The sequence below is a fragment of the Nocardia sp. GTS18 genome, assembly GCF_013839555.1.
Classification (GTDB): domain Bacteria; phylum Actinomycetota; class Actinomycetes; order Mycobacteriales; family Mycobacteriaceae; genus Nocardia; species Nocardia rosealba.
Genome location: NZ_JACBIU010000025.1, coordinates 53,630 through 79,737 on the forward strand (window position 1 = coordinate 53,630; position 26,108 = coordinate 79,737).

Annotated in this window: 24 protein-coding genes; 2 read left to right on the plus strand and 22 right to left on the minus strand. The window is 68.6% G+C overall.

Annotation, left to right across the window (positions count from 1 at the left end; all coding sequences use genetic code 11):
• Positions 1 to 26: 26 nt before the first annotated feature.
• From HYG95_RS18690 to eccD, 5 genes are all read right to left on the minus strand, one after another.
• Positions 27 to 1,286: a hypothetical protein gene (locus tag HYG95_RS18690; protein ID WP_181699475.1), complete on the minus strand. Its 1,260-nt coding sequence runs from the start codon at positions 1,284 to 1,286 to the stop codon at positions 27 to 29.
• A gap of 25 nt (positions 1,287 to 1,311) precedes the next feature.
• Positions 1,312 to 1,662, minus strand: coding sequence for a hypothetical protein (locus HYG95_RS18695; protein ID WP_181699477.1), 351 nt, complete (start codon positions 1,660 to 1,662; stop codon positions 1,312 to 1,314).
• Between the two features lie 132 nt (positions 1,663 to 1,794).
• The gene (gene eccCa / locus HYG95_RS18700) at positions 1,795 to 5,859 is read right to left on the minus strand and encodes a type VII secretion protein EccCa (RefSeq protein WP_181699479.1); all 4,065 of its coding nucleotides are present in this window, start codon (positions 5,857 to 5,859) and stop codon (positions 1,795 to 1,797) included.
• 12 nt (positions 5,860 to 5,871) lie between these two features.
• Complete coding sequence (mycP, locus tag HYG95_RS18705; protein WP_181699481.1) at positions 5,872 to 7,269, minus strand: type VII secretion-associated serine protease mycosin; 1,398 nt, start codon at positions 7,267 to 7,269, stop codon at positions 5,872 to 5,874.
• Complete coding sequence (eccD, locus tag HYG95_RS18710) at positions 7,266 to 8,738, minus strand: type VII secretion integral membrane protein EccD (protein WP_181699483.1); 1,473 nt, start codon at positions 8,736 to 8,738, stop codon at positions 7,266 to 7,268. The genes mycP and eccD overlap by 4 nt, the downstream gene beginning before the upstream one ends.
• Before the next feature lie 251 nt (positions 8,739 to 8,989).
• Here eccD and eccA point away from each other — a divergent pair, with 251 nt between their 5' ends.
• Positions 8,990 to 10,822 (plus strand): type VII secretion AAA-ATPase EccA, encoded by a 1,833-nt coding sequence (gene eccA / locus HYG95_RS18715; protein WP_181699485.1) that lies wholly within the window; start codon positions 8,990 to 8,992, stop codon positions 10,820 to 10,822.
• Between the two features lie 48 nt (positions 10,823 to 10,870).
• Here the strand turns inward: eccA and eccB are convergent, their stop codons facing one another.
• Positions 10,871 to 12,382, minus strand: a complete 1,512-nt coding sequence (gene eccB / locus HYG95_RS18720; protein ID WP_181699487.1) for a type VII secretion protein EccB — start codon at positions 12,380 to 12,382, stop codon at positions 10,871 to 10,873.
• A gap of 120 nt (positions 12,383 to 12,502) precedes the next feature.
• On the opposite strand from eccB, the gene eccE reads away from it, so the two are divergent.
• Positions 12,503 to 14,302: a type VII secretion protein EccE gene (gene eccE / locus HYG95_RS18725; protein WP_181699489.1), complete on the plus strand. Its 1,800-nt coding sequence runs from the start codon at positions 12,503 to 12,505 to the stop codon at positions 14,300 to 14,302.
• Between the two features lie 176 nt (positions 14,303 to 14,478).
• Here the strand turns inward: eccE and HYG95_RS18730 are convergent, their stop codons facing one another.
• The 16 genes from HYG95_RS18730 to HYG95_RS18805 form a co-directional block, all read right to left on the minus strand.
• A complete protein-coding gene (locus HYG95_RS18730) occupies positions 14,479 to 14,772 on the minus strand; it encodes a type VII secretion protein EsxR (protein WP_181699491.1) in 294 nt (97 codons plus the stop codon).
• Between the two features lie 44 nt (positions 14,773 to 14,816).
• The gene (locus HYG95_RS18735; protein ID WP_181699493.1) at positions 14,817 to 15,119 is read right to left on the minus strand and encodes a WXG100 family type VII secretion target; all 303 of its coding nucleotides are present in this window, start codon (positions 15,117 to 15,119) and stop codon (positions 14,817 to 14,819) included.
• An 89-nt stretch (positions 15,120 to 15,208) separates the two neighbouring features.
• Positions 15,209 to 16,000 carry an ESX secretion-associated protein EspG gene (locus HYG95_RS18740; RefSeq protein ID WP_181699495.1) on the minus strand — a complete coding sequence of 264 codons (792 nt, stop codon included), beginning with the start codon at positions 15,998 to 16,000 and terminating at the stop codon, positions 15,209 to 15,211.
• Positions 15,997 to 16,986, minus strand: coding sequence for a PPE domain-containing protein (locus tag HYG95_RS18745; protein ID WP_181699498.1), 990 nt, complete (start codon positions 16,984 to 16,986; stop codon positions 15,997 to 15,999). The genes HYG95_RS18740 and HYG95_RS18745 overlap by 4 nt, the downstream gene beginning before the upstream one ends.
• The gene (locus tag HYG95_RS18750; RefSeq protein ID WP_181699500.1) at positions 16,983 to 17,318 is read right to left on the minus strand and encodes a PE family protein; all 336 of its coding nucleotides are present in this window, start codon (positions 17,316 to 17,318) and stop codon (positions 16,983 to 16,985) included. The genes HYG95_RS18745 and HYG95_RS18750 overlap by 4 nt, the downstream gene beginning before the upstream one ends.
• A gap of 33 nt (positions 17,319 to 17,351) precedes the next feature.
• On the minus strand, positions 17,352 to 18,704 hold the full coding sequence (locus HYG95_RS18755; protein ID WP_181699502.1) for a hypothetical protein: 1,353 nt from the start codon (positions 18,702 to 18,704) through the stop codon (positions 17,352 to 17,354).
• Positions 18,701 to 19,018 (minus strand): type VII secretion target, encoded by a 318-nt coding sequence (locus HYG95_RS18760; RefSeq protein WP_067491029.1) that lies wholly within the window; start codon positions 19,016 to 19,018, stop codon positions 18,701 to 18,703. The genes HYG95_RS18755 and HYG95_RS18760 overlap by 4 nt, the downstream gene beginning before the upstream one ends.
• A gap of 99 nt (positions 19,019 to 19,117) precedes the next feature.
• Complete coding sequence (locus HYG95_RS18765; protein WP_181699504.1) at positions 19,118 to 19,417, minus strand: YbaB/EbfC family nucleoid-associated protein; 300 nt, start codon at positions 19,415 to 19,417, stop codon at positions 19,118 to 19,120.
• 25 nt (positions 19,418 to 19,442) lie between these two features.
• On the minus strand, positions 19,443 to 19,790 hold the full coding sequence (locus tag HYG95_RS18770) for a hypothetical protein (protein ID WP_181699506.1): 348 nt from the start codon (positions 19,788 to 19,790) through the stop codon (positions 19,443 to 19,445).
• Positions 19,791 to 19,803: 13 nt separating this feature from the next.
• Positions 19,804 to 20,589: an ESX secretion-associated protein EspG gene (locus HYG95_RS18775; RefSeq protein WP_181699508.1), complete on the minus strand. Its 786-nt coding sequence runs from the start codon at positions 20,587 to 20,589 to the stop codon at positions 19,804 to 19,806.
• Positions 20,586 to 22,436: a hypothetical protein gene (locus tag HYG95_RS18780; RefSeq protein ID WP_181699510.1), complete on the minus strand. Its 1,851-nt coding sequence runs from the start codon at positions 22,434 to 22,436 to the stop codon at positions 20,586 to 20,588. The genes HYG95_RS18775 and HYG95_RS18780 overlap by 4 nt, the downstream gene beginning before the upstream one ends.
• Positions 22,437 to 22,610: 174 nt before the next feature.
• Complete coding sequence (locus HYG95_RS18785; protein WP_255495518.1) at positions 22,611 to 24,218, minus strand: hypothetical protein; 1,608 nt, start codon at positions 24,216 to 24,218, stop codon at positions 22,611 to 22,613.
• Between the two features lie 41 nt (positions 24,219 to 24,259).
• Positions 24,260 to 24,700: a hypothetical protein gene (locus HYG95_RS18790; RefSeq protein ID WP_181699511.1), complete on the minus strand. Its 441-nt coding sequence runs from the start codon at positions 24,698 to 24,700 to the stop codon at positions 24,260 to 24,262.
• On the minus strand, positions 24,697 to 25,194 hold the full coding sequence (locus HYG95_RS18795; RefSeq protein ID WP_181699513.1) for a DUF6301 family protein: 498 nt from the start codon (positions 25,192 to 25,194) through the stop codon (positions 24,697 to 24,699). Before HYG95_RS18795 ends, HYG95_RS18790 begins: the two co-directional genes overlap by 4 nt.
• Positions 25,195 to 25,210: 16 nt before the next feature.
• The gene (locus HYG95_RS18800) at positions 25,211 to 25,489 is read right to left on the minus strand and encodes a hypothetical protein (RefSeq protein WP_356985015.1); all 279 of its coding nucleotides are present in this window, start codon (positions 25,487 to 25,489) and stop codon (positions 25,211 to 25,213) included.
• A gap of 33 nt (positions 25,490 to 25,522) precedes the next feature.
• Positions 25,523 to 26,108 (minus strand): hypothetical protein (locus HYG95_RS18805; RefSeq protein WP_370465842.1); only part of this gene is annotated, 586 nt, incomplete at its 5' end.

Genomic DNA, 26,108 nt, shown 5'->3' on the forward strand with positions numbered 1-26,108 from the left:
TGCTGCGAACCATCGCATCGCGATCGTCAGACCGAAAGGTCGACCTGCCCCGATCGCGGTGCGCGTTGCGCCGCCGCACCGACCACCGGCTGGGCCGTATCGGCGATATCGCCGATGACCTCGTCACCGTGCTCGCCGGTGACCAGATTGGTTCGCACGTCCAGACCGCTGCTCGCGTCGCCCGCCCGGGCGGCGTTGGCCATGCCCTGACCGAGCGGCAGCATGCCGGGCCCACCGGTGACCGCGCCACGACCACCGCTCGACGCGCTGGCAGTGGCCTCGGTGGCGGCACCCGTGGTGGTGGCGCCACCGGTGGACCCACGTCCACCGGACCACGCCCCGAGAGCCGGTGCGACCGCACTCACCGCGCCGATACCTCCGACGCCACCGCCGGCTCCACCACCGAGGCCACCGGCCGATGCACCGATATTCGCATCCTGTTCCAGTGCGACATCTTCCACGGTGCTCGTGTCGGTGGTCGTCTCACCGGTCAACGCGGAGGTGAGCTGTTCGGACGCGGTCGTCGCCAACGAGAGCAGCGGCGTGATGAGGCTGGACAGCTGCGAGAGCATGTTCGAGGAATCCATACCGGAGGGTGCGCTCGTCACATCCACTTTGGTGCCTGCCGCGTTCATCGACGCGGTGTGGGCGGTCATCTCCGCACGCGTTTGCGCGACGACCGCCAGCGCCTCGGCACCGGCCTCGGCTGCGAGACCGAGCAGCGCCACCTGACCACCCGGTGTGGCCGCCAGCGGAGCGGCGGCGGTCGCGGTGGCGATGAACCTCGCGGTGATGGCTGTCAGCTGGGCCAGCCCTTTGGCCACCGAGGCGGCCGCCTGGGTGACCACCGACTTCTGTTCGGCGCTCTGCGCGGCGACCTCCGTCGAATCCTGCTGCACGGCTTGCGCTTTCGAAGACGCGGCGTCGGCGCCCTCACCCTCCCATTCCTGCATGAGCGTCTGTAAGGCGCTCACCCCGACTTCCAGCGCCGTCTGCAAGATGGTGCCCGCGTTCGACAACGCCTCGGTAGGATCGAAAGCCGTGCCGGTCCCGATCTGCCCGGTGCCGAAACCAGCGGCCAGGTCGGTGAGCGGTTGGACGAGCGCCGACATATCGATCAGGGGCAGCGCGGGCAGATCCGGCAGTGCGGGCAACGCCGGAAGTTGCGGCAGGGTGGGCACTCCCATGTTCGCGAGCGCCGAACTCACCGGGAGATCGAGCGCCGGTCCGATCGCGCTCGCACGCAACAGCTCCATGGCCGAAGGCTCGGTAGCTACCGTATTCATGACAATCTCTCCTAGCGATTTCTGATCACACCGACCGCAGCCAGCTGTCCGGCTCGGTGTCGTAGTCCTGCTCGGCAACGACCTCCGCGGCGGCCACCGACTCCGGAGTGGGCAGACCCAACGACGTGAGCACGTCGGAGCTCACACCGGCAGCCGACAGCTCGGCACGGCGCGCCAAAGCCGCGCGATCGGCCGACTGCTTGCACAACCGCAATACCTCGGCGGCCAGCTCACCAGGCGCACGACGCAATTCGTCGGCTTCGATGGTGATTCCCAGCGGCAGTCCCTGTTCGGTGGTGCGAACCTCGATCGCCCCCGTGCGAGACAACGCGAAGAACACATCGGCGTGCGACGCCGACCCCCCTTGTGCTGACATCGATACTGCTCCCCTTCGATTCCCCACCCGAGCGCTGTTACGCACAGCGTTTCACGGCGACGATACCGCGATTATGAGCCGTAACATAGTGTGTGGCAGAAGATTTCATCTGCTGCCCGGGTGGGGGTTCGATCAGAGCGGTGGCAGGTCGGCGATCTGCACGAGTTCGATGCCGAGACTGCGCGAGACGAGGGTGCCTCGGCCGGGTGGCATCTTGCTCGGGCGTACGTCGCCGACCAGTTTTCCTTCCTCGCGTGAGCCGCTCATGATGAGCGTTTGCACCGACATGTTCTTCATTCCGCCGAGTACCGAATCGAAGAGCGCGCGGGAAGCGCCACCGATGCGGCGCGCCACGATCAGGTGCAGGCCGATGTCGCGCGCCTGGGGCAGGTACTCGAGTAGTGGGGAGAACGGGTTCGTCGATCCGGTGACGACCATGTCGTAGTCGTCGACCACGACGTAGATCTCCGGGCCCGACCACCAGCTGCGATCACGCAGCTGCTGCTGGGTGATGTCGGAGCCGGGGATGCGCTTGCTGAGATAGCCCGCCACCTCCGAGATCATCGGCCCGCAGGTCTGTGACGACGTGGAATATCCGGCGAGCTGGTCGCCGTCGAGCACGCCGAGCATGGTGCGCCGGTAGTCGATGAGGATCACCCGCGCCTCGTCGGCGGTGGACTGTTCGGCGATGCTCATCACGATATTGCGCAGCAGCGTGGTCTTGCCGCATTCCACGTCGGCGAAGGCCATGAAGTGCGGTTCCACAGCGAAATCCAGGACCAGCGGCTGCAATTCGGACTCGCCCAGACCCACGACGATCTTGCTGCGGTCCAGGTGCACGCCCTCGGCCTTGGCGGCGGCGACCACCTGGTCGCGGGGCACGCTCAGCGGCAGCATGCGCACTTCGGGAGCCCGCCTGCCCTGATAGAGGGTCGTGAGTTCCTCGCGGGCCCGGGTGACACCGTCGGCGATGGTCGTGGGATCGGAGTCGGAATCCAAGCGCGGCAACGCGATCAGCATGTGCAGCTGTTCCGGCGTGAGACCGCGGCCCGGCCTGCCGACCGGAACCTGGTGGGCGGTCCGGCGATTCATCTCCGAGTCGCCGGGGTCACCGAGGCGCAGCTCGAGCCGGGTGCCGATCTGGTCCTTGACGACCGGGCGGATCTCGGCCCAGCGCGAGGCACCGATCATCAGGTGGATACCGAAGGAAAGACCCTGGGTGGCAATGGCGTTGATCTGCGGTTCGAGTACCTCGAACTCCTCGCGGATGGCGCTCCAGCCGTCGATGACGAGGAACACGTCGCCGAACAGGTCGGCGGCGAGCGGGTCGCCTGCCGGGGCCTTGGTCCCGTTGATCTGGCGGGCCTCGAGAGCGGAGAACTTGCGCCTGCGGAACTCGGCCATGGATTCGATGCCGAGTTCGGCGAAGCGCTCCTCGCGCTGGCGCATGAGCGAGGTGAGTTCGGCGACGGTGCGGCGCACCCGGTCGCCGTCGAGGCGACCGGCGACCGAGCCGACATGCGGGACGCCGACCAGACCGGCCATACTGCCGCCACCGAAGTCGAGGCAGTAGAACTGCACCTGTTCGGGGGTGTGGGTCGCGGCGGCGGCCATGATGATGGTGCGCAGGGTCGTCGACTTGCCCGACTGCGGACCACCGACCACGGCCACATTGCCCTGGGCGCCTGCGAGGCTGATGGTGAGCACATCGCGGCGCTGCTCGTAGGGCTTGTCGACGACGCCGATCGGCATCCACAGCTGACCGTGCCGGTTCACCGGCGAACGCCAGTCGGGGTCGGGTAGCAGCATGTCGGCGGTGGGAGACTCCTCCAGCGGCGGCAACCACACCTCGTGGGCGGGGCGGCCGTGACCGGTGAGCCGCTTGACGACGACGTCGAGCAGCGAGTCCGGGATGCCCTCCTCGCCTGCGACAGCGCCGCTCGGCGGTGGCGGCGGCAGTTCCGGCCTGGCACGCTGGGCCGGCTCGTCTGCCTCTTCGGCTGCCGCCTCGGTGACCTCGACCGGCGCGGCGGTGAATTCCACCAGGCGCTGCCTGCCGACCGGGGCGCCGTCGTCGTCGACGACAGTGCCCGCCGGTGCGACGTACGGGCCGGACACATAGCTCGCGTTGAACCGGAGCGGTTCGGACGCATCGCTTTTCAGATAGCCCGCGCCGGGCACGCTCGGCAGATGGTAGGCGTCGGTGATGCCGAGCACCGCGCGCGACTCGTTGGCCGAGAACGTGCGAAGACCGATCCGGTAGGACAGGTGCGACTCCAGGCCGCGCAGTTTGTTCTCCTCGAGCCGCTGCGAGGCCAGCAGCAGATGCACGTGCAGCGAGCGGCCGAGTCGGCCGATCATCACGAACAGTTCCGCGAAGTCCGGTTTCTGCGAGAGCAATTCGGAGAACTCGTCGACGACCACGAACAGCGCGGGTAGCGGGTCGAGTGGAACGCCTGCGGCCCTGGCCTTTTCGTAGTCGGTGACGTTGGCGTAGTTGCCCGCCGAACGCAGCAGCTCCTGGCGGCGGTTCATCTCACCGGCCAGCGCGTCCTTCATGCGGTCGACCAGCGAGAGTTCTTCCTCGAGGTTGGTGATGACCGCCGCCACGTGCGGCAGCGAGTCGAGACCGAGGAAGGTGGCGCCACCCTTGAAGTCGACGAGCACCAGGTTCAGCGCGTCCGGCGAATGCGTGGTGACCAGCGAAAGCACCAGTGTGCGAAGGAATTCCGACTTGCCGGAACCGGTGGCGCCGATGCACAGACCGTGCGGGCCCATACCGTTCTCGGCGGATTCCTTGATGTCGATCTCGACGGGGGTGCCGTCGGGGGTGATGCCGATCGGCACCCGAAGACGTTCGCGAGCCGTACGCGGACGCCACACCTTCGACGGGTCGATCTGGGCGGCATCGGGGATCTTGAGCAACGCCATCAGGCCCGGATCGGCGGTGGTCCCCTCCCCCAGGCTCACGATCTGGGCCGCCGTGGCCAGTCGGTACCTGGCCAGGGTGCGGGCGAAGGACTCGGCTTCGGCCGGGCTCACGGTGTCGGCGGTGGCGAACTTCTCCACACCGGAGGCGCTGCGCGCCGACACCTCGCCCGCCTCGGCCACCAGTTGCAGGCCGCGGCGCGCGGCCAGGCCGTTCTCCGGGGCGGTGAGGTCGAGGACGGTCACCGAGTCGAGGCCGGATTCGCTGATGAGGCGTTCGTTGCCGCTGACGTACCCGTCGTCGATGATGACGACCAGGTGCAAACGCCCCTGGGTCGGTTGCGGATTGCGCATGAAGCGGCCGCGTTCCATCAGCTCCGAGGCGAGGGCGGTCTCGAGCTCACCGAGCGAGGTGTACATCATCCGGGCCGAACCAAGGCCGTCGCGCTGGTTCGGGTGTTGCAGGTGCGGCAGCCACTTCGCCCATGCCCACGGCCCATCCGGGTCTGCGCAGACGATGGCGACGGCCAGGTGATCGGGACCGTGGAAGGTGGCCAGCTCCATCAGCATGGAGCGCACAAGCATCCGCGAGTCCTCGGTGGGACCTGCGATATTGATGGCCGGGAAGGCGCGCAGCGACACCGCGGTCGGCAGCTCGTGCACCACGGAGTGGGTGCGGACGAAGCGGCGAAGGGCAACGGTGGAGACGGGTTCGAGGTCTTCGAGTGGACCGGTCTCGGGGCGGGCCAGTTTGGTGGCGAGCCGGTGGCTGCCGACGCCGACGCGGACATGCCCGAAGTCGGGGTCGGCGGGTCGGCGTTCCCACATCCGGCGGCCGCCGATCAGCGAGGGCAGGTCCGCGGGCTCCGGGTGACTCCAGCCGAGCGCTTCGAGCTGCTTGCCGCCCGTGCGTCGCACGTCCTTGCGCACCTGGTCGAGGTAGCGGAAGTAGTCCTTGCGCTCCTCGTTCAGTTCGACGGCGCGCTTGCCGCCGCCACCGCGAACGCCGGCCATCATGCCCGCCATCGACATGATCATCATCATCGGGAACATCATCGACATGGGGTTGGCGAGCATATTGCGGCCCATGGTCGCCATCATCGCGATCATGCCGATCACCGCGACGATCATGACTACCGGCATGATCTTCATCATCAACGGCGCGGGCAGCGCGCGCGGCACTTCGGGTGGCGCGGTGAGTGCCACCTCGCCACCCGGCGCGCGCGGCGGCGCGATCCGTGGGCGACGGACGAATCCTTCGGTAGCCATGGTTCCTTTCGATTACGGCTCGAGGTCGAGCTCGGCCCGTTTTCGTCGGTAGGGGTAGGCCAGGCCGAGCCCGATGAGCAGGCCGCCGAGTACCGCGGTCGTGCCGATCACGGCGATGCGGCGCGCGCGGGGGTCGGGGCCGGGCGGCAGCACCGGGGCGGCGACCAGGTGCGGCACCTCGGCGCCCTCGGCGACGGGCTGGTCGGGCAGCTGCGCGGTGAGGGCGGCCAGCGGGTCGATCAGGCCGTGGCCGATGCCGTCGTCGCGGCCGTTGCCCGGTCCGTGCGCGGTGCGGGTGATGCGGTCCATCACCTGTTGCGCGGTGAGTTCGGGGAAACGCGAACGAACAAGGGCGGCAAGGCCTGCCACGTAGGGAGCCGCGAAACTGGTGCCTTCGATGGGCCGGACGCCCTCGGTGGTCTGCACGCCGTTGACCAGCCCGGTACCGCCGGGTTTGCTGTCGAGGGAGACGATGTTGCGCCCGATCGCGGCGACGCCCACCCACGGTCCGCGCAGCGACAGCTCCGACGGGCCGCCGTCGGCGTCCACCGAGCCGACCGTCAGCACGTAGGGCGCGAACCAGGCGGGGCTGGCGACGGTGCTCACCGACGACCACCCCGAGGACTTGTTCTGCTCCTTGCACGCCCCGTCGGTCTGGACGTTGCCCGCCGCCGCCACGACGACGACATTGCGGTCGTAGGCGTACTTCACCGCGGCACCCAACGAGGCGTCGGCGGTATCGGAACCCGCTGGGCTGCAAGCCACTTCGGAGATATTGATGACCGTGGCACCCATGTCGACGGCGCGGACGACCGCGGCGGCGAGGGTGAGCACACTGCCGTAGCCGTCGTTGCTGATCTCGCCGGGGTCCTGACCGCCCTGTTTGTTCACCGGTTCGAAGGCGAGGCTGAGCTGACGGATGGACAGGATCTGGGCATCGGGGGCCACCCCGACGAAAGCGTCGTCGGGGCTGGGCTTGGCGGCGATGATGCCCGCGACGAGGGTGCCGTGCCCGTCGCAGTCCTCGGTGCCGTCGGAGCCGGCGACGTAGTCACCGCCCGGCTGGAGGTCGGGTAGTCGCGGATGCCGTTGCACGCCGGTGTCGATCACCGCCACCTTCTGTCCCGCGCCACGGCTGAACTTCCAGGCCGAAGGCAGGTTGAGCACCTGCTGGGAGATCGGTGGTTCCGACGGCGGCGACCCGGTGAGCAGCGGTTCGCTGCACAGCGCCGAGGGTTCGGTTGGTTCCAGCGGCGCCGGGCGCCCACTGAGCCCCGCGGCCGCACCGAGCGCGCCCGCGTCGATCTGTGGCGGCGAAACGGCCTGCGCAGGCGAAGCGAAGCTCAGGCTCGCACCGAGAACCAAGGTGGCACACCCGAATCGGAGCGCCCGGCGACCGGAGCCGGTCATATGTTCCTGGCCATGGAGTACACCCCCATGATCCACAGGACGAGCGGAATCAGCGCGATGATGAGGATGTACTCGAAGATCTCGATGGCGCGCCTGGTCACCGGCGACACCTCGATCGTCGGCCCGATCACACCGAAGCCGACGGTGCCCGCCGCGAAGGCGAGCAGCCCGATGGCGAACAGCTCGATATTGTCGCCGCTCAGCCCGATTCCCACGATCAGCGCGACGAACGCGAGGCAACCACCCGCGATCAGGGTGGCCGCCTGGACCAGGTCGGCGAAGGAGCGACCGCGCAGGCACAGGATGATCGCGGTGGCGATCGCCAGCACGATGCCCTGCCAGCGGGCCGAACCGAGCGGGTCGGCGGCACCGAACGCACCGAGGGCGGCCGTCGCGGCGCAGGCGATGATGAGCCCGGACTGGTACTGATTGGCCGCGCGCGCCCTTTCGCCGAGGCCTGCGGCCGACGGCAGCGCGGTGGCACCGATGGCACCGATGCCCTCGATGGTCGGGCGCGGTTCGTGGTCGGCCGGGTCGATCGCGGCGCCCGCGGTCGGCACCGGCGGCACCGGAAGCCTGCCGAGCAGCGCGGCCATGCGCGGTGCCATCGACAGGATCGCGATGCCCGCGAACAACAGTGCGGCCGAGAGTTTGGGCAGGCCGGGATGCCAGATCAGATACACACCGCCCGCGACACACGCGACGATGCCCAGTGACGCCGCCGCCGTGAACAGGGTGAGCCCGCTCCCGGTGACCCGGTGGCCGACGACGGCGGCGACGATCGTCACGGCCGCGCCGAGCAGCAGATGTGGTCCGCCGAGGGTGCCGGGCACGAAAAGCGCCGCGCCACCGAACAACAGCAGCAACGCGTCGAGCGACAGCCAGTCGGCGGTGAGCCGGTCCTCGTACTTGCGCGCGGCGATCCCCGCCACGGCGAGCGCGAGTACACCGAACCCGGTGAGCCCGAAGGCCGGGGCGAGCGGATCGCCCTCGCCGCGCGAGATCACCAGCATCACCAGCGCGGTGAGCACGGTGAGGGTGGACGCGACCAGGCCGAGCCAGCGGGCCGACACACCGGTCCAGCCCCGGAACTCCTCGGTGGTCAGGCGCGAGACCGCGTCGATCACGTCGTCGAACAGCGCAGGGGCTTCCTTGGCCGAAACCGACCGGAGCACAAGCAGTTCGCCGTCGTAGACATCGGCTTCGGTGAGCGTGCGGCTCGGTGGGATGGCGTCGCGGCCGATCCGGGCGAGGGTCCAGTGCTTGGCGCGTAAGGCGCCGGGTTCGTCCTCGGAATCGGTGGGGTCGGGGTTGCGCGACTCGATCAGTTCGACGAGATCGCCGATGAACCCTGCGATCGGAACCGTCACGGGTAGACCGACGTCCACCTGAGTGTTGCCACCGATCACCGATACCCGGCACAGATCCGGCTCGAGTGAACGCTGATTCGCCGCTGGTGCGTCAATCACGGTTCGCACCCGCCGACCACGAGTTGCCGTTCACCCGTTCGATCCCGAAACACCGCACGCGGCGGAACACCCCCTGAGTGAACAACTCTGACACCAGCCAAGAACTCTCACACGTAGAAGACAGTTTGCGTTGCAACCTCTCGGCAGCTGAACCTAATGTAACGGACAGACCAGACCCCCGCGATCGGTAGTCTGGGTAATAAGTGAACAGCGCAGAAACCACACACCAAGACTTCGGGGACTCGACAGAAATGACCGGCAATCGCCAAGCTCAGCGTGCCTTCGACGCCGGAATCCTGTCGTTGGGTCTGTCCATCGAGGGACAGGAATCCGAGCGCGATCTGGAATACGCGAAACTCGCGTTCCAGCGCGCGACCGAGTGGGATCCGACGATGTGTGACGCCTGGCTCGGCCGTGCCGCCGCCGGCGAGGTGACCAAGGACGTCCTGTTCAACCTGTACAAGACCGCGGGCACCAGTCTGTACCGCGAGCAGCGCCGGCTCGGGCTGCCGCCGCGCGCGCTGGCGGGCCGCTTCCTGCCCGGCCTCTACATCGACTATCCGCTGGCGAGTTACACCGAGGTCGCGCTGGCCTGGGCCGCGCATCTGATCGCGGAGAAGGAGTACGACGAGGCCGAGCGCACGCTCGACGACCTCGCCGCCCATCGCGCCACGCTGCTCTCGGACCCGGACCCCGATGTCGACAACCGGATCAGCGCCTACATCCGTGGCGTACTGCACTACAACACTCAGCGCTGGCCCGACGTGATGACGGTGCTCGCCGGTTCGGCCGAGTGGGACGACCCGTATCTGGCGGCGGGCGCGCACGTGATGGTCGGCACCGCGTGTGCGCAGCTCGGGCTGTTCGGTGAGGCCATCCGCCGCATGGAGGCCGCCGAGCGGGGGCCGATCCCGATGGCCCGCTCCACCGCCATGTTCTGCCGCGGGCTGTGCCTGCGTGAGACCGGCAGCGAGGACGAGGCGCAGGCGCTGTTCGAGAAGGTGTATTCGCAGGCACCGGATTTCAGCGCCAATACCGCCGCGATGCGCGACCGCACCTACCGGATCACCGTCACCACCCGCGAGTCCATCGATGCCCGCACCGACAAGTGGGATCCCGCGACCGCGCCGTCGCTGCAGGCGATCGAACAGGCCGAGACCGAGGACCGGGCCAAGCGGGTGCTCGCCGAGGCGCGCGCCGAACTCGACAACCAGATCGGCCTCGTCTCGGTGAAAACCCAGGTGGCCAAGTTGCAGTCGTCGGCGCAGCTGGCCAAGATCCGGGCCGAGAAGGGCCTCGCCTCGGCGGCCCGCGGTCAGCACCTGGCCTTCACCGGCCCGCCGGGAACGGGTAAGACGACCATCGCCCGCGTGGTCGCCAAGATCTACTGCGGTGTCGGCCTGTTGAAGACCGACAAAGTGGTCGAGGCCAAACGTGTGGACTTCGTGAGCCAGAACCTCGGCGGTACCGCCATCAAGACCGAGAAGCTGATCGACACGGCTATGGACGGTGTGCTGTTCATCGACGAGGCCTACACGCTGATCCAGACCGGCCTGTCCGGCGGTGACGCCTTCGGCCGCGAAGCCGTCGACACCCTGCTGGCCAGGATGGAGAACGACCGCGACCGCCTGGTGGTGATCATCGCCGGGTACGACGGTGAGATCGACCGGCTGCTGGCCGCCAACGACGGCCTGGCATCACGGTTCTCCAAGCGCCTGCAGTTCCCGTCCTACACGCCCGAAGAGCTCGGCCAGATCGGGCAGGTGATCGCGAAGAAGCGCGACTCGCAACTCTCCGACGACGCCGCCGCGCTGCTCGTCGAGGCCTGCGCGCACCTCTACGCCCAGGAGAGCACCGACCAGAGCGGGCAGCCGCGCCGCGGCGTCGACCTCGCCGGTAACGGCCGCTTCATCCGCAACGTCATCGAGGCGGCCGAGGAGGAGCGCGAGTTCCGGCTGGCCAACGACGATTCGATCGACCTGTCGGCGGTGGACGAGTCGGTGCTCATGCGCATCGAGGAACCGGATATGCGCACCGCGCTCACCAGCCTGCTGAGCACGCTGAATGTGAATTGGCCTGCCTGACAGACGAAACGAGGGCCGGACGCGACAGGCGTCCGGCCCTTTCTCGTTTCAGCGTCCCGACGGTAACGAGTCGTAGGACGCCAGCGCTTCGGTGGGCGAGAGCGTCGGGCCCGGAACCAGCTGGCCGATGACCGACCACGGCGCGAGCCGAGGGTTGCTGCCCAGGCCGATCGCGGTCGCCACCGCTGCATCGGGTACGCCGTAGCGCACACCGTTGTCGCCGACGTAGAACAGGCTCCCCCGCCGCGGGCTGCCCGGTTCCATGCCCGTCACCTGAATGAATTCGCCGGTGCCCGGCGGCACGTAGACCCCGTCGACCCGGTCGCCGGTGCCGTCGCCGGTCGACAGTTCCACGACCTTGGCCGATTCCGGGATGGGCAGGCGGGTGCCTGCCAGCAGCGAGACAACCGCGCGTTCGTTGGGGCCGTCACCCGCCTCCGACTTGCGTTGCGCCGGACTCGTTCCCGGTGTCTTGGTCCAGGAGACACACGCGACGGGCGCGTCCTCGGCGGCCAGGATCTCCGGTGTCTGCTCCGGGAAGTCGTCGACGGGCAGCGTGCGCACCACGGCGACCTCGTGGAGCACATCCGGCGGCAGGGTCGGAATCTCGCTCAACCCATGGGAATCGGCATTGCGGATGACCCGCGCGGTGAACGGGCTCACCGGCTGCACACCGTCGGCCAGCACCACATACGTCTCGGCCTTCGCCGTACGGTCGGAACTGGCCACCTCGACCACACCGCCCACCGGGATCTTGGACAGCGGGCCGGGGCCAGGCTGACCCGCGTTCGGGATGACCGGCGGCGCGAGCGGGGGCACTTCGGCGGTCGCGCCGAGCAGGCCGGGACCGATCGGGCGTGGCCGATGCGCGGACAGCCCCAGCGAGCGCGCCAGCACCTTGTCGTCCGGGTCGACCGCGGCGTGTTTACCGTCGTAGACGAGGTAGTTCTTGTTCTCGTGGCGCACGAACAGGGCGGCGGCGGGGTCGGCGGTGCGGATGCGCTCGCCCAGTTCCGGTTTGCCCGCGACGACGGCGGTTGTCGCCCCGCTCGCCGATGCCGCACTGCCGCCCTGGGACAGCTGGATGGTCTCGCACAGCGACCAGGTGGAGCTGTCGCCCTGACCGGAGCCCGGCAGCGCGCTCGGCGCACCGGGGATGCCGAGCAGCGGACCGCGCGGCAGATCGTTGAGCTTGCTGTCCTTCACCGCGTGTGGTTCGGCGTTGCTCTGGGTGATGAGCCGCGCGGAGGCCAGGTTGAGCACCGGGTGCAGCACCTTGTCGCCTTCGGCGGTATGGCGGACCACGTACAGGGCACCGGAATCCTTGCCCGACACGATCAGGTTGTCACCGATCGCGCCCTGTGGTCGCAGGAATCCCAGGATCGCCGCACCGGCGACGACCAGCAGGCCGAGCGCCGCCCCCACCCAGAGTGAGCGAACCTGCGAACGCATCGGATCGTGCAGCATCCGGACGTCTCGGCGCACCAGCGCGTGATCGAGACGACGCAGCAGGAAGCGGTAGCCGTTGACCTGGGCGCGGGTTGTGAGCTGTGCCGGCACTCGGCCCCTCCATCGAGCTATCCATCACCATCTCAGCCGACACGGTACCTTAAATCCGACATTGCCCTGAACCAACTTTCGAACGCACGCCGAGCTGGGACAACGATGGGGAACGACACGATGAACGGCCGGAGAACCGGCGCCGCAACCCTACCCGAGCGGGAACGGGATCAGGCCGGGGAGCAGGACCCAGCGCAGCGAAAGCCGTTGTCGCCGTACGACACTCTGCGCGATCCCGAGTTCTGGTTGTTCCGGATCTTCCCGCTGCGGGCGGTGGTCGGTGTCGTGCTGGTCGCCGCGGCGGTGGCCTGGGTGGTGCTGGCGCTTTCGGACTCGGTGTGGGGTTCGGTCGGCGCGGGTGCGCTGATCGTGCTCATCGGCCTGGTTCCCGTGCGCGGGACGACGCTGGCCGGCCGGATGGCGGTCGGGTTCGGGCGGCGGCGTGGCCGGGGCGCCACCGAACGACTCGCCCAGGCGCCCGCGTTCGATGTCCCCCTGGCCGACGGCGGCAACTGCGGCGTGCGCTGGGACGGCGACCTGCTGCTGACCATGCTGCGGATCGACCCGCCGCCGGACACGCTGACGCTACTGCGGCACGGTTCGCTCAGCACCGACCAGCTGCTGCCGCTCACCGAGATCGCGCGCTGCCTCGATCAATTCGACATCACCCTCGCGGGTATCGACGTGGTGTCCACGGGCGCGCGCACGGCGGGTACCGGTGTGGCGTCCTATCTCTACGACCGCATCCTCGGCCCGCTGCCCGCCGTCGCGCACCGGACCCTGTGGCTGGTGCTGCGGATGGACCCACTGACCAATGCCGAAGCCGTCGACAAGCGGGGCGGTGGCGCCGAGGGCGCGCTGCGCACCGCGATCATCGCCACGCGGCGGGTGGCGAACCGGCTGGCGGCCCGCGATATCGCCGCCTCCGTGCTCACCTCGTCCGAGATGAACAGCGCGGTGCGGCAACTCACCCACGGTTTCGAGATCGATCAGCTCGAGGAGACGCCGACCGCGCTCACCACGCCGAGCCGCTGCCTGACGCACTACCAGGTGGGCGCCGAACTCATCACGCCGCGCGGGCTGGCCGATATCTGGGCGGTGCCGAGCCTGTCGACCACGCTCACGCTGCGGCTTCGCCCGGGTGCACCGCGCCACGACCAGCGCAGCGATCACGCGGGCACCGTGGTGCTCAACGCGGTGGTGCGCTTCGACACCCTGGTCGAGCCCACCGACATCCCGATCCGGGGTCTGCGCGACATCACCGGTGGGCACCTGCGCACCCTGCTCGACACCCTCCCGGTGGCATCGCTGGGCCGCTGGTCCGACGGCGAGGGCTACCGGGGGACGCTGACCGCCCTCACCGACATCGCGGTGCCGACAGCGGGCTGCGGGCAGCTGATCGGCGCCGATGAACGCGGCCAGGGCATCGCGGTGTCACTCATCGGTGACGGCACCCGCCATCTCGAGGTGATCGGCAATCTCGATCTGGCCCAGCAGGTGATCCTGCGCGCCACCGCGCTCGGTGCGCACGCCATCGTGCACACCGCCCGCCCCGAGGCCTGGCATTCGATGATGGCCAATCTCAACGCACCGCAGGTGCTTTCACTCGCACCACGCTCCGCGGGCGCCAGCTACCACCCGCCCGGCCCGCCGCCGACGCCCGCCGCGCCCTACCCGAGCACGACGGTGCTGGTGTTCGACGGCATCGAACCGACCACCCATGCCGGTGGCGCCACCATCGTCCACGTGCGCGCACCGCACGAGCAGAGCGGTGGGATCGACGCCGACGTCACCCTCATCCAGGATCCCGCCGCGCCCAACCGGATCACGGTCCGCACACCAGCCGCGACAGCGACGGTGAACATGGTGACCACCCCGGAGGAAATGCACTACATCGGCGAATCCCTAGCCGCCCGCTGACAACCCCACAAAACGACGAACGGCCCGACACAAACCGTCGGGCCGTTCGACCGATCTGGCAAGAACATGGGTAACTCACCGGGAACGGGCTAACGCTCCCATCCCCCAAAGTCTTGCCGCGTCAACAACTCCCCCGCACCTGAGTCCGGCCAAAAGACCCGGGGAGGCGGAACAGCTCAGAAGTCGGCGAAGCCGTCGCCGACCTTGCCGTCGGCCTCGATGGCACGACCCAGCGCGTTCTCCACCTTCTTGCCGAGGTTGTCGAGCTTGACGAGGGTGTCGTCGAGCTCGTTGGTGACGTTGGTGTGCGCGGCGTTGAAGTTCTCCACAGCCGACTGACCGTGCAGGCTCTCCCGGAACGCGTTGGCGGCGCCGTTGAGCTCTTCGATCTGGGCCCGCATGTTGGAGCCGTAGTTGTTGAGGTCCGAGACCATTTCGGTGATCTTCGGCGAGTTGTACTGAATCGTCATGATCTGTTCCTTGTCTGTCGTGAACGGCTACTCAGCGCGGAGGGCTACAGGCCCTCTTGGTCGGAGGCGACGATCGTCTGCTTGCCGGAGGTGACGGCCTGCGACAGGCGGTCCAGCTTCTCGTTGAGCCGGGTGACCTCGTCGTGCCATTCGGTGGCGGCGGTCTTGAACTGACCGTGCGCTTCACCCGACCAGCCGGCGGCGACGGCCTGCACGGAGTCGTCGATCTGGTTGATGGAGGTCTTGAGCGTGGAGATCGCGTCCTCCATCCGGCTCACGACATTGTTGATGCCGCCTTCGTCGACACCGTAGTCGCCCGAGCCGCCACCGAGGTTGGTAAGAGACATATTTCAGAACCTTTCATCAGAACTTGTGTGTGCGCGAGGATCCGATCGATCTCGCTGAGCTGGACGCAGACCGACGCTGCGACGCGGAACTACGGCGGCATCCACCTCCCCCCGGGCAGTCCCTCGATCAGCGCCGCGACCGCTTGGGTCACCCGGTGATCGGTACCCGTGGTGAGCGTCGACCAGATCTGTCGATCCGGCGAGATCGTCGGGGCGGCGACGATGCGCCCGCGCCCCGTGTCGTAGACGGCGACAGCACCCGGTGCGCGGGTGGTCGAGCCGTCCTCGTGGCTGTAGGCGACGATTTCCGCGTGCCCCGTGCAGGAGGCGAACGCCGCGCCGAGCACAGTGGCATCGCGCTCGGTGGCATCGAGGGCGTACAGGCCGTCGGCGAATTCCGCGGCTGTCGTCGCACCGTCGAGTCGCCGGGTCAGTTCGTCGGCGGGGGCGCTGAAGCCGCTGAACTGCGCGGGTTCGCGGTGACCGAGCGCAGCCAGGACCGGGCGCGCCAGCTCCTCGGCCGAACCGTCGCACCACACCGAATTCACCTCGAAGGTGTCGTCGGTGCGCACGGCGACGGCATGGGCGCCGCCCCGGCGCACCACGCAGACGCGCTTGGCGCCGTCTTCGGCGTAGACCCGTACGGCCAGCTCACGATCCGGTTGGGCAAGCACGAACAGGGCGTCGGCCAGGCCGGGGTCGACCTCGCCCTCGGCGTCGATGAGGCCGCTGTCGCGCAGGCCCGCGACCGCCTGCTCATGGGCGCGTCGCCACTGTTCGTAGGAGTCCTGTTGCAGGCCGACGCGCAGCGTCAGCGGCAAGGTCTGCACGCCGAGGCGGTCGGCGACGGCGAGCAGGGCGTCGTTGGTCAGGGTTGTCACGACCCACCTCCCGGCTCCGCCCCGCCCTGTTCGGTGCTCGCGGCCCTGGCCGCCTGGCCGTGATCGCCGAGCACCGCGGGCGCGGCGCGGATCTCGCCGTCGAGGCTGAACTCCTCGGTGTGCTCGGGCAGGCTCGCCCGCGGGAACCGCGCGGTGTCCTGGGCCGCGGCCTGACCGACCGGGCCCGGCGCGATCGGCGCGGCCTGCGTGCCCGCGGCGGGCGTAACCACGGGGTTCGGCCGGGCGGTGACCTCGGCGCTGCCGGCCGACTGCGCGTACACCGGCGCGTTGTAGGTGGTCAGCGTGCGCGGAACCGATTGCAGGACAGGAATTCCCGGGATACCACCGAATCCCGGCATGGCACCGGGCTGGGTCGCGGTCGGCTGTGGCGGCACGGCGGCTCGCTCGGCGGCCAGCGCCGTGGCGGGTGCGATCGGCGGCGGATCCTGGTGCTGCCACGCCGACGCCAGTGGCTCGGTGGCCTTCTCGTAGTTCTCCATCACCCGCGAGGCAACGGCCTTGGCGACATCGTGCTCGGCGTCGGTATCGGCGGCGACCGCCTTGATCGGCGCACCTAGCATCCCGCTCACCGACTCGAGGGTGCGCTGCACCTGCTGGATGGCCTCGATGTCGGCGGTGTTGGGCATCGCCAACCGGGCCACCTCGTAGGCGGCGACCTGCGCCTGGAATTTCGCGGCGTTCGCGGCGGCGGCCGTCGAGGTCTCGAGCAGCCACTCGCGCAGCGCCGTAACCCGTTGCACCACTTCGTCACTGCGCCCGGACTGCCAGGCGCCGCGCAGGTCGGCGAGCACCTTCTCGTATTCCAGTACGGCCGCGCCGAACGACGCGGCCAGTTGTGTCCACGCGCCGATCGCCTCAGCCATGGGGACAGACCCCGCCCCCGTGGTGAGGTCACGCGCCAGCTGTTCCGGCGGACGCGCCGACCACACCACGCCGGTGAACCCTGGCTGTGGTGGTTCGATCATTGCGGCGGAGTACCTCCGAAGTCCGCCGTGTTGTCGCTTTCCATCCCGCTGAAACGGTTCGCCTGCAGGCGAAGCGTCGCGGCGAGCTTGCGCATCTCCTCGACGCCGGCCTGCGCGCGGGTCAGGTACGACGCGGCCACCTCGTTGGCGGTCTGCGCCGAGCGGCCCGACACCTCATCGGCGCCCGCGGGTGCGACGGTCAGCGCGTGCTCGGCCGCCTGCAGGTCGGCCGCGAGCCGGTCGGCCAGCGAGTCGAGCCCGGACGATGCCTGGCTTGCCGTGGCGACGTCGAACTGCACGCCGTCGTAGATCTCACCTGTCACGTCGGCCATGGTGAACCTCCTGTGTGCGAACGAAAATCTGCGTCATAGCGTCAGTTCCTTGTCGGGCGGCGCTTCCGAGGTCGTGGTGTCGGCCGCGCCGACAACCGGCAGCGAGACACCCTCGATCTGACCGATCACCTCGTCGCCGTGCGAGCCGGTGACCAGCTGACCGCGCACCGCGTCGTCGGTGGACGATTCGCCGTCGCGCGCGAGACCGGCGCCCATGGGCGCGCCCATCGGCATCGCCCCCGTACCGGTCGCCGACGACCCACCCGAGGTGACTGCCGCGGCCGACGTGGTCGAGGCGGCCGCCGCACCCATCGCGCCGGGCAGCGTGCTCAATGCGCCGCCGACCGAGCGGGTGTTGGGGAACGGGCTCAACGGGGTGCTCGCCGCGGCGATCGCGCCGATGGCGCCACCGGCTCCGCCACCGATTCCGCCACTCGCGCCACCACCCGCACCGTCGGATTCAGCACCGTCGACGGTTTCCTTGGCGGCCGTGTTGTCGCCCTCGGTAGTGGTCTTCGGCGCCGACAGCGAGGTATTCGCCGCGGCCAGCTCACCGAGCGACTGCGCGACCGTGGTCGCCGTCGACATCAGCGGGGTGATCATGCTCATCAGCTGCGTTAGCTGCTCGGTCGAGTTCACCCCGGTGGGCGCGTTGGTGATCGGCACCTTCTCGCCCGCCGCGGTCATGCTCGCGCTGTGCCCGACCAGTTCGGTCTTGGTCTTGACGGTGATCGCCAGCGCCTCGGCGGTGGACGAGGCGGCCGAGGCGACCAGGAAGGCCGCGCCGGCGCCCGAGCCCATCAGCAGCGGCGCCATCGCCATGGTCGCCGAGAACTTCGCGATCACCGCCGCCATCAGCCCCGCACCGGTGGCGACGCTGACGGCGCCGTTGGCGAGAACCGCCTTCTCCTGGGTGCTCTGGGCCGCGAGCTTGCCCGCGTCGGTCTGCGCCTCGCTCGCCTTCTGCGCGGCCTCCATCGCCGCGATGCCCTGCCACACCGACATCACGGTCTGGATCGCCGTCGAGCCCAGCGACATCACCGTCTGCATCACGGTGCTCACGTTCGACAGCATTTCCGTGGGGTCGGTCGTGGTTCCCGTGCCGTCGCCGGTGGAGTTGGCGCCGAGCTGACCGGTACCGAACGCGGACGCCAGATCGGTGAGCGGGCGCATCAGCGCGCTCAGATCGATCGTCGGCAGCGGCGGCAGTTCGGGCAGCTGCACGAACTCCGGCACCTGCGGCAGGGCGGGCAGCCCCATCGAGCCGAGGATGTCGTTCACCGGCATGTCGAGCATGGGGGCAAGCGAACTGCCGCGCAGCAGTTCCAGCACGGTCGGATCCAGCGGATCCGCGCCGGGCGGCGGGGTCGCTCCTGGGAAGGTCATGACTGGGTGCGTACCGAACCGATGTCCATGCCCGAGGCGCCGTCGACACCCTCGTAGGTGGCCGCACCCTGGTGCGCGGTCAACGCGGTGCCCGCGTGCACTGCGGCCAGTTCGGCGACCGAGGACAGGTGGTTGGCCTGCGCGAAGGCGTACGAGGCGAGCAGCTCCTGGCCGATCAGCCCGAACACCGGCACGACCGCGGCGACTGTCGCGGCCTGGTCCACCGCCGCGGCCGAGGCGACACCCGACGCCATCGCCGCCGACGCGCTTCCGTAGGCACGCAACGCATCAGGGACAACTTCGAAGTGGCTCATGTCAATCGTCCAATCTCGAAACATCACTTGATGTTTCGTAGTCAACCTTAACCAGCCGAGACGGCGCGCGACGATCGCGCAAGGGTAAACAGTCGATGACTAACCCGTGCTCTCCTCGTTGAACGCGGTGATGAGTTCGCCGCGTTGCGCGAAGGCACGATGCGCGGCGGTGCGCGCGGTGTCGACGAGGGTCTGCTCGAGTTCGGCGGGCGTCAGTTTCGCGATACCCGGTGCGAAACTCAGGCCGACGAGTGCGGCATTCGCGTCGACCTCGACGGTCACCGTTCCATCCGGCGACGTCTCGGTCACCAGGATGGCCTTGGTCGCATCCTGGAGATCGGTGAGCCGGTAGAGCTGTTTCTGTACCCGAGCGATGAGCTCGTCCATCGTTTCGACCATGTCGCCTCCCCAATCCGCTTGCCGCTCAGACCGATCGCAGCCAGCTCTGCGGTTCGGTGTCGTAATCCTGCTCGTCGAGGATCTCCTGGCGGGCCACCTCTTCCTCGGTCGGCAGGCCGGTGAGCGCGAGCATCTCCGGGGACATCCCCGCCGCGCGGAACTGCTCGCGCCGCGCCATGCCCGCCCGGTTGGCCGACTGCTTGCACAGGCGGAGCACCTCGGCGGCCAGCTGCGCCGGGTCGCGGCGCAACTGGTCGGGCTCCAGCCGAAGACCCAGGGGCAGACCATTTTCCGTGGTCCGCACCGAGATCGCTCCCGTCACCGACGTGGAAACGAACTCGGTGGGAAATTCGTCCTGCTGTGCCGACGTCATCGCCTCGCCCCCCTCAGACTCGTTCATCTTTGATGGCCCGCACCACTTCCGCGATGCGCTGATTGATCAGCTCGGTGAAACGCTTCGCATCCGCCGCCACCGCGACCCGCGGCACCTCCTCGGCGATCACATAGCGCCCGTCGTCGACCACGTCGCGCCAGCTCAGCTTGTGCCGGGTGACACCGCGCGGCCCGAACCGCGAGCGGCCCTGGATCACCTCGACCTCGCCTGCGCGCAGCAGCGGCGCGGACTCGAACTGCTTGGCGCGCACCGGAGCCGGGTCGTCGAAGGAATCGTGGACCGACGAGATGGCGTACGAGTAGTCGAGTTGCGCTGCCCTGTCACCGGTTTCGAGCACCAGATCGGCCTCGCGGCCGGGCGCGTTCTCCGGGAGTTCGCGGACCACGTAGTCGGCCAGACCGACCGCGTCGCACTCGGTGACGACGTAACCACCGCTGTCCCAATAGGTGTCGCCCGGTTTCTGGCGGATCACATAGCCCCGGTCACCCCGCCGGCAACCCATGACACGCACCAGTGCGTCGACCTTCATGTCGTCCACGCCGTCGTGGCCGTGGACGATGACCTTGATGTCGGGATCGAGCAGCGCTTCGAGCACGAAGCCGACGAACTCCGGCTCGTTGCGCTGCAACCCCGCGAGCGCGTCGGCCTTCTGCCGGTCCAGTTCATCGGCGTCGAGGGTTCTGGTCCGGCAGAAGAACGGCCACGGCACGAAATCGGAGGTGGCCCACTCCCAGAGGGTGAACATCTCCAGTTCCGTCAGGTTCCACGTGCGGTTCATTGCTCGACGACCGGCCTCACCACGGTCTGCGCCTCGCCGATCGCCTCTTCCAGGTGCTCGACCGAATCCAGGTAGTCGGCCCGCTTGTGGTCCTTCTGCTGACCACCGGCACCGGCGCCCGCGCCACCGCCACCCATGGGTCCACCCATCGGCATGCCCGCTCCGGCACCGGCGGCATTGGCCAGACCGGCCCGGCTTGCCATGGCAGCGAGATCGGTCGTGGCCGTCGCGCGGGGGAACAGTTTCGACGCCTTCTCGAGGTTCTGGCCCTCGACCTTGGCGCCGAGCCCACCCCCGGCACCACCGCCCGCGCCACCGCCGCCCTTGGAACCGGCGAGACCCATCTTCTTGGCCGCTTCGTCCAATGCCGCAGCGCTGGTGGGGATTCCACTCAGCCCGGCCATACTCGCCTGCTGGGCAGCCTGGGACGCGGCCTGCTCGGCAGCGGCGGAGATCTGCTCGCCGATCTGCGAGGCCTGCGAGGCGGCCTGGGAGGCAAGCTGCTGCAAGGCCTGGGAGGCGGTCTCCTGCGCTTGCTGCTGTTGCTGCCGTGCGGCCTGCTGCGCGGCAGCGCGTTCCGCGTCCTTGGCGGCCTGCTCCTGGGCTTTGCGCTGCGCCTCGGACTGCTGCAGCGCCGCGAGCTGTTGCTGGTGTGCGGCGTCCTGCTGGGCTTTCAGCTGTGCGGCCGTCGCCGCGTCGTTGTTCTGCGACCCGCCACCGCCACCCGCGGGATTCCCGGGGCTTCCGGGATTACCGGGATTGGTGGGGTTGCCGGGCGGGTCCGCGGTGACCCTCGCGGTGCCCGCTGGTCCGGGCAGTGCGGGCAGGGCACCGATCGCCGCCGCGTAACCCGGGCGGTACCAGTTGTTGAAGACGGTGCGCGCGTGGTCTTCCCACGTCTTCCGCTCGTGGGCATTGAGTTGCTCGGCCGGTTTGTCCGGCATGTTCGCCTGGGTGGTCTGGGCCCAGTTGTAGGCGTCGAGCAGCAGTTCGCTGACTCGGTACATGGTGCGGGTCAACTCGAGACCCCGCCCGGTGTACCGGTGGACGGCGTCGCGCGCGTCCCCGGCGCCGCGCCCGGTCCAGCGTTCCTTGTTGTCGACCAGAGTCCTGATTCTGGTGTCGTAGTCGCTGAAGCCGCGGCTCATCTGCGAGGCCATCCGGTGCCAGTCCGACGACATGTCCCGCAACCAGCTCGATCGCCGCAACGAGATGCCCAGGTTGTAGAAGTCCGTGTAGTTCAGCGTCGATCCCGGTTCCGCGGTGTGCGAGGCCGACACCGTTTTCAGGCTCTCCTTCGGGGTGTTGGCACCCGACGGAAGGCCGCCGTACTGACCACTCTTGTCCGTATCGGTCTTCTTGTATTCCCCTGGTTCCCGACCGCGTGAGTCGTCGATCCAGGCGGTGTCACGCGGATTGATCTGTCCCAGGTGCTGTTCGGCGTGGACGATGCTGTCGGCCGGATTCCGGGTGGACAGAATATTGCTCAACTCGTCTTTCGACTCCTGGTCCTTGTTCTTGTAGTTGTTCCCGGCGATCAGGAACGACAAGGCCATGTCGTTGAGAACTTGCTTGTGGTCCTTCAAGATGTCGTCGCGGAACTCGCGCCCCAGCGTGTAGAACTCCTGTGTGAGCGCGCGGCCCGAGGTGAGGTGACCGAGGAGGTTCTCGGTTTGACCGGCCCCCGTCGTGTCAGGCGAGATGATTTCACCGACCTTGCCCTCGACCAAGGCGATGATATCGAGCACATCCGCGCAGTATCCGGCGGCTTCGGTCGCCGCGCCGTCCTCGAGCTTGAGCGACCCCGAGTTGCGGTATCCCCGCCAGTCGTCCATCGGTGTGCCCACGAGGTCACACTCCCACTGTCTCGACGGTGCGGTTCCTCATCCGTAGACGCCCCTCCTCATCGCTGGCACACCGGCCGGTCGTGCCCCCGCAAACATGGCAGCCGAGTCTTACAACGCGGCAACACCATTCTTAAATCACGCTAACGATTATAGGGTTACCGGCGCGTATCCGCATCAGGACGAGACGACCGACCGATGTCGCTCGTAGAAATTCTCCGCGAACTCCACCGCGAACACCTCGGGCGCCACCGCCGACGAAGAACGATGCAGCACACCGTCGTCGGCGACGTAGAAGATTGCCCGGCCGACCGCGATCTCACCGGGTTGCACCGGGACGAAAACCATCCAGCCGACGCTGATGCGTTCGGCGTGCAACTCGTCGGGTGGATAGAGCACAGGGTCGGCGGATGTCTCGGTCAGGTGCGCGCGCACCACGTCGATCGCGTCTTCGCGCGGCATCGGCTCGGGTAGGCGAGCGGTGACCCCGGCCATGGTGAGCTGGAAGAAGGCGGCGTCGACATCGAAAAGCTCGGCGTCGCTGAAGACTTCGACGACCGTGTCGCGGGTGACCACGCCGGCTTCGGCCGCCGCGACCAGGGTTTCGACACCCGCGCGCTGGTGCTCGTCGGCACGAACGCCGAGCAGGTCGGTGACGATTCTGGCGACGGTCTCGGAGCTCCAGAAGCCGGGTACGGCCTCGGCGATCCCGTCGGCGGTGGGCGAATCACCGTGGTACCAGCGCCCATTGGTCCACCAGTAGCAGAACGACAACATCCCGCCTGCGGCACGGTGGTTGAGCACCTGCGCTGAAATCCACGACGGCGCACCCGTGTACAGCCCCGTCGGCGGTCCGTCCTCGGCGTAGGCGGCGGCGAGTTCCGGCGAGTTCCATACGCCACCGGAGAGCACGGCGCGATTGCCGGGCAGCAGGTAGAGCGAACTCCCGCTGCGCCGCACCCCTTCGAACCAGTTCAGCGAGGGCAGCGAGCGCGGTCCGAATTCCGAACCGACCGCGACGAAGGCCGCCGACAGCACCGCCCAGCGCGCCACCATCAGCGGCAGGGGTGGCAGGCCCACGTCGGAATCGCTGGCGCGCAGCCCTTTTCGTCGGTCGGCGAGTTCCTGTTCGGCGGCGGCGCGTGGTGCGCGGATCTGTTTGTCGTCGTGCCCCACATATGCCGACAACCAGACCGGCACCGATCGGCGCGGGAACGCCGCCAGGTCGGCGCGATAGGAGTCCTGGGCGAGGAGGTGTTCGTCGGGAAACGGTTCGTCACCGTAGTCGTAGTCGACGTCGATCTCGCCTGCGCGCGACAGACTCAGCACCAGGCGCCACCACGGGCCGTCACCGAGCTCGGCCGACAGCAGCCGGTGCTCCCACACCAGATCGATGATCTCCTGCGGCGGCGTCACCTGCACGGGTTCGATGGTGTCGCCGGAGAACAGGGCGATCGAGGAATGCTCGAGCACCGTGAGAGCGAAGGCCGCGTGCAGGCGCTGCCAGTCCGGTGGGGCGAGCGAAGCCAGATCGCGGGCGACCTGGTGCATGATCTTCCTGGCCCGCTCGGCAGGGTCCTCGGATTCCGGTTCGTCGTCGGCCATGGTGAAACCGACATCGGGCTCGTCCTCGGCGGGCTCGTCCTCGGCGGACGTATCGACTCGGGCGAGTTCGGAGTCCGGTTCGGCCGGAACGGGATTCGGTTCCGCGGGAACAGATTCGGTGGATTCGTCGTGGTCCGGTTCGGTGGTGCGCTCGTCGAGCCGGTCGCCTCCGCTGGTCATGTCGGGCGGAAATCCCCTCATCTGGTTCATCGGTTGATCGGTCAGGTCGCCAGGGGCAGACCGAGCTGTGGCAGCTCGATCAGGCTGTTGCCCCGGCGTTCGTTCCAGGCGTCGTAGGTGAACGAATCCGGTGTCGCCAGGCCGAATCCGTCGCGCAACCCGCCGACGACCATGTCGGCGAGGCGTTGGTAGTCGGCTGACGGCGCGGGCCAGGTCAGTCGGGTCCACCAGTTCTCGTGGTAGCGGTCGCGCGGCTGCCAGCCGAGTTCACGGATCACCGCCGTGCCCTGCCTGCCTGCGCGGAGTTCGGCGGCCAGCCGGTCGTCGTCGACGAGTTCGGCTGTCAGTTCGGCATCGGTCTGCAGGAACTGAGCGAACCTCGACGGGCGTTCCGCGCGGGATTCCACGATCTTCACGATCGCGCCCGCGGGCAGGCGAGCCAGCTCGCCCGCCAGGGATTTCGCGAAATCGTCCCAGGTCACCGGGATTCCTCGGCAGCCAAGGCGTCGGCTTGATCGCCGAGCGCGAGCCAGTTGTTGTCCATCAGCGTCAGCTGCAGGGAACCGTCCACGTCGCGCAGGATCAGGGTATGGTCCTCGCCCGGCCAGCGCACCGCGGACACCTCGCCCGGGATGCGGGTGGTCGGTGGGCCGAACAGTTCGGTCAGCAGTGCCACCCACCGGGCGAAGGTGTCACGCGCCCAGGCGCGACCCTCGTCGTCCTGTGGGACACCCTTGGTGAGCCACAGGGTGATGTCGACGATGCGGCCGTCCTCGGCGAAGACGCGGCCGCTGGTCGGGCCGAAGCCGATATCGAGACGGGCACGGTCCGCGTGCGGGCTCAGCACCCGCCAACCGAAACGGGCAGCCAGGTCGGGCAGCGAATCCATCGGCTGGGCACCACCGAGCCCGCGCAGGCCGGTGGCGATCTCGGTGAGCTGTTCGTCGGTCAGCACCCGACGGCGGTCCTCGCTCATGCCTGCACCTCCCCGGTCATCGGCGCTTCTTCGCCAGCTCGGCGAGCCTGCGCTGCCGGACCAGGTCCGCTTCGCGCGCGTTCGACCCGTCGAGTTGTCCCGCGAACGCCGCCCGCGCAGCCCGGACCAGGTCGTCGGAGGCGTTCGGGTAGGCGCGGGCCACCTGCCACAGCGCGTCCTCGGTCTTCATGTCGAGTCCGGTCTCGGAATGGATGCCGCCACCGCTGAGCACCGAAGCGAGCATCTTGTCGAAGTTCTGCCGAATCTCGGCCTCGGTCGGTTCGGTCTCCCGCACCGCATGCCTCCTCACATCGTCGCGGCCTGAGCATCATCGGGCGAAAATCGTGGTCCGCCGCTGGTCATCGTGCACCACATCACGGATGTAGGCACCGAGGTCCAGCTCCGGTGGCAGCGCCCGATACACCAGCTCACAGACGACAGTATCGCCGATGACGATGGCGAACCGATTCGTCCGCCAGGCGACCGTTCCCCAGTCGACCCGGGCGTCACCCTCGAGCGGGAACGTCCGATCCCCCACCCGCACGGCCAACCCGTCCATCGACCGGTAGAACACCATCTTCACACCGTTCAGCTCACCGTAGACGCCGCTGTCATGCCCTGCCGACTGCCCGGCCTGCAGGGCACCGGTGATCGGGTCGAACAGGGAACGGACGCCGTAGCCGGCGAAGGGACGTACGACCAGGCCGTCGGTCGAGATGGTCCTGGGGTAGTTGCGGGCGGGGTGTCCGTTCGCTGCGGCAGTGGACGGGGGCGCCGACATCGGCATGGGCGGTGGGGCGCCGTAGGTGGGTTCCTGTGTGTGGGCAGGTTGGAACGGAAGTTGGTTCGTCAGCGGAGCGACAGGTGGGTGCCCCGTGCCTGGGTATTGGGCGAGCGGGGGTTGGGTTGTGGGG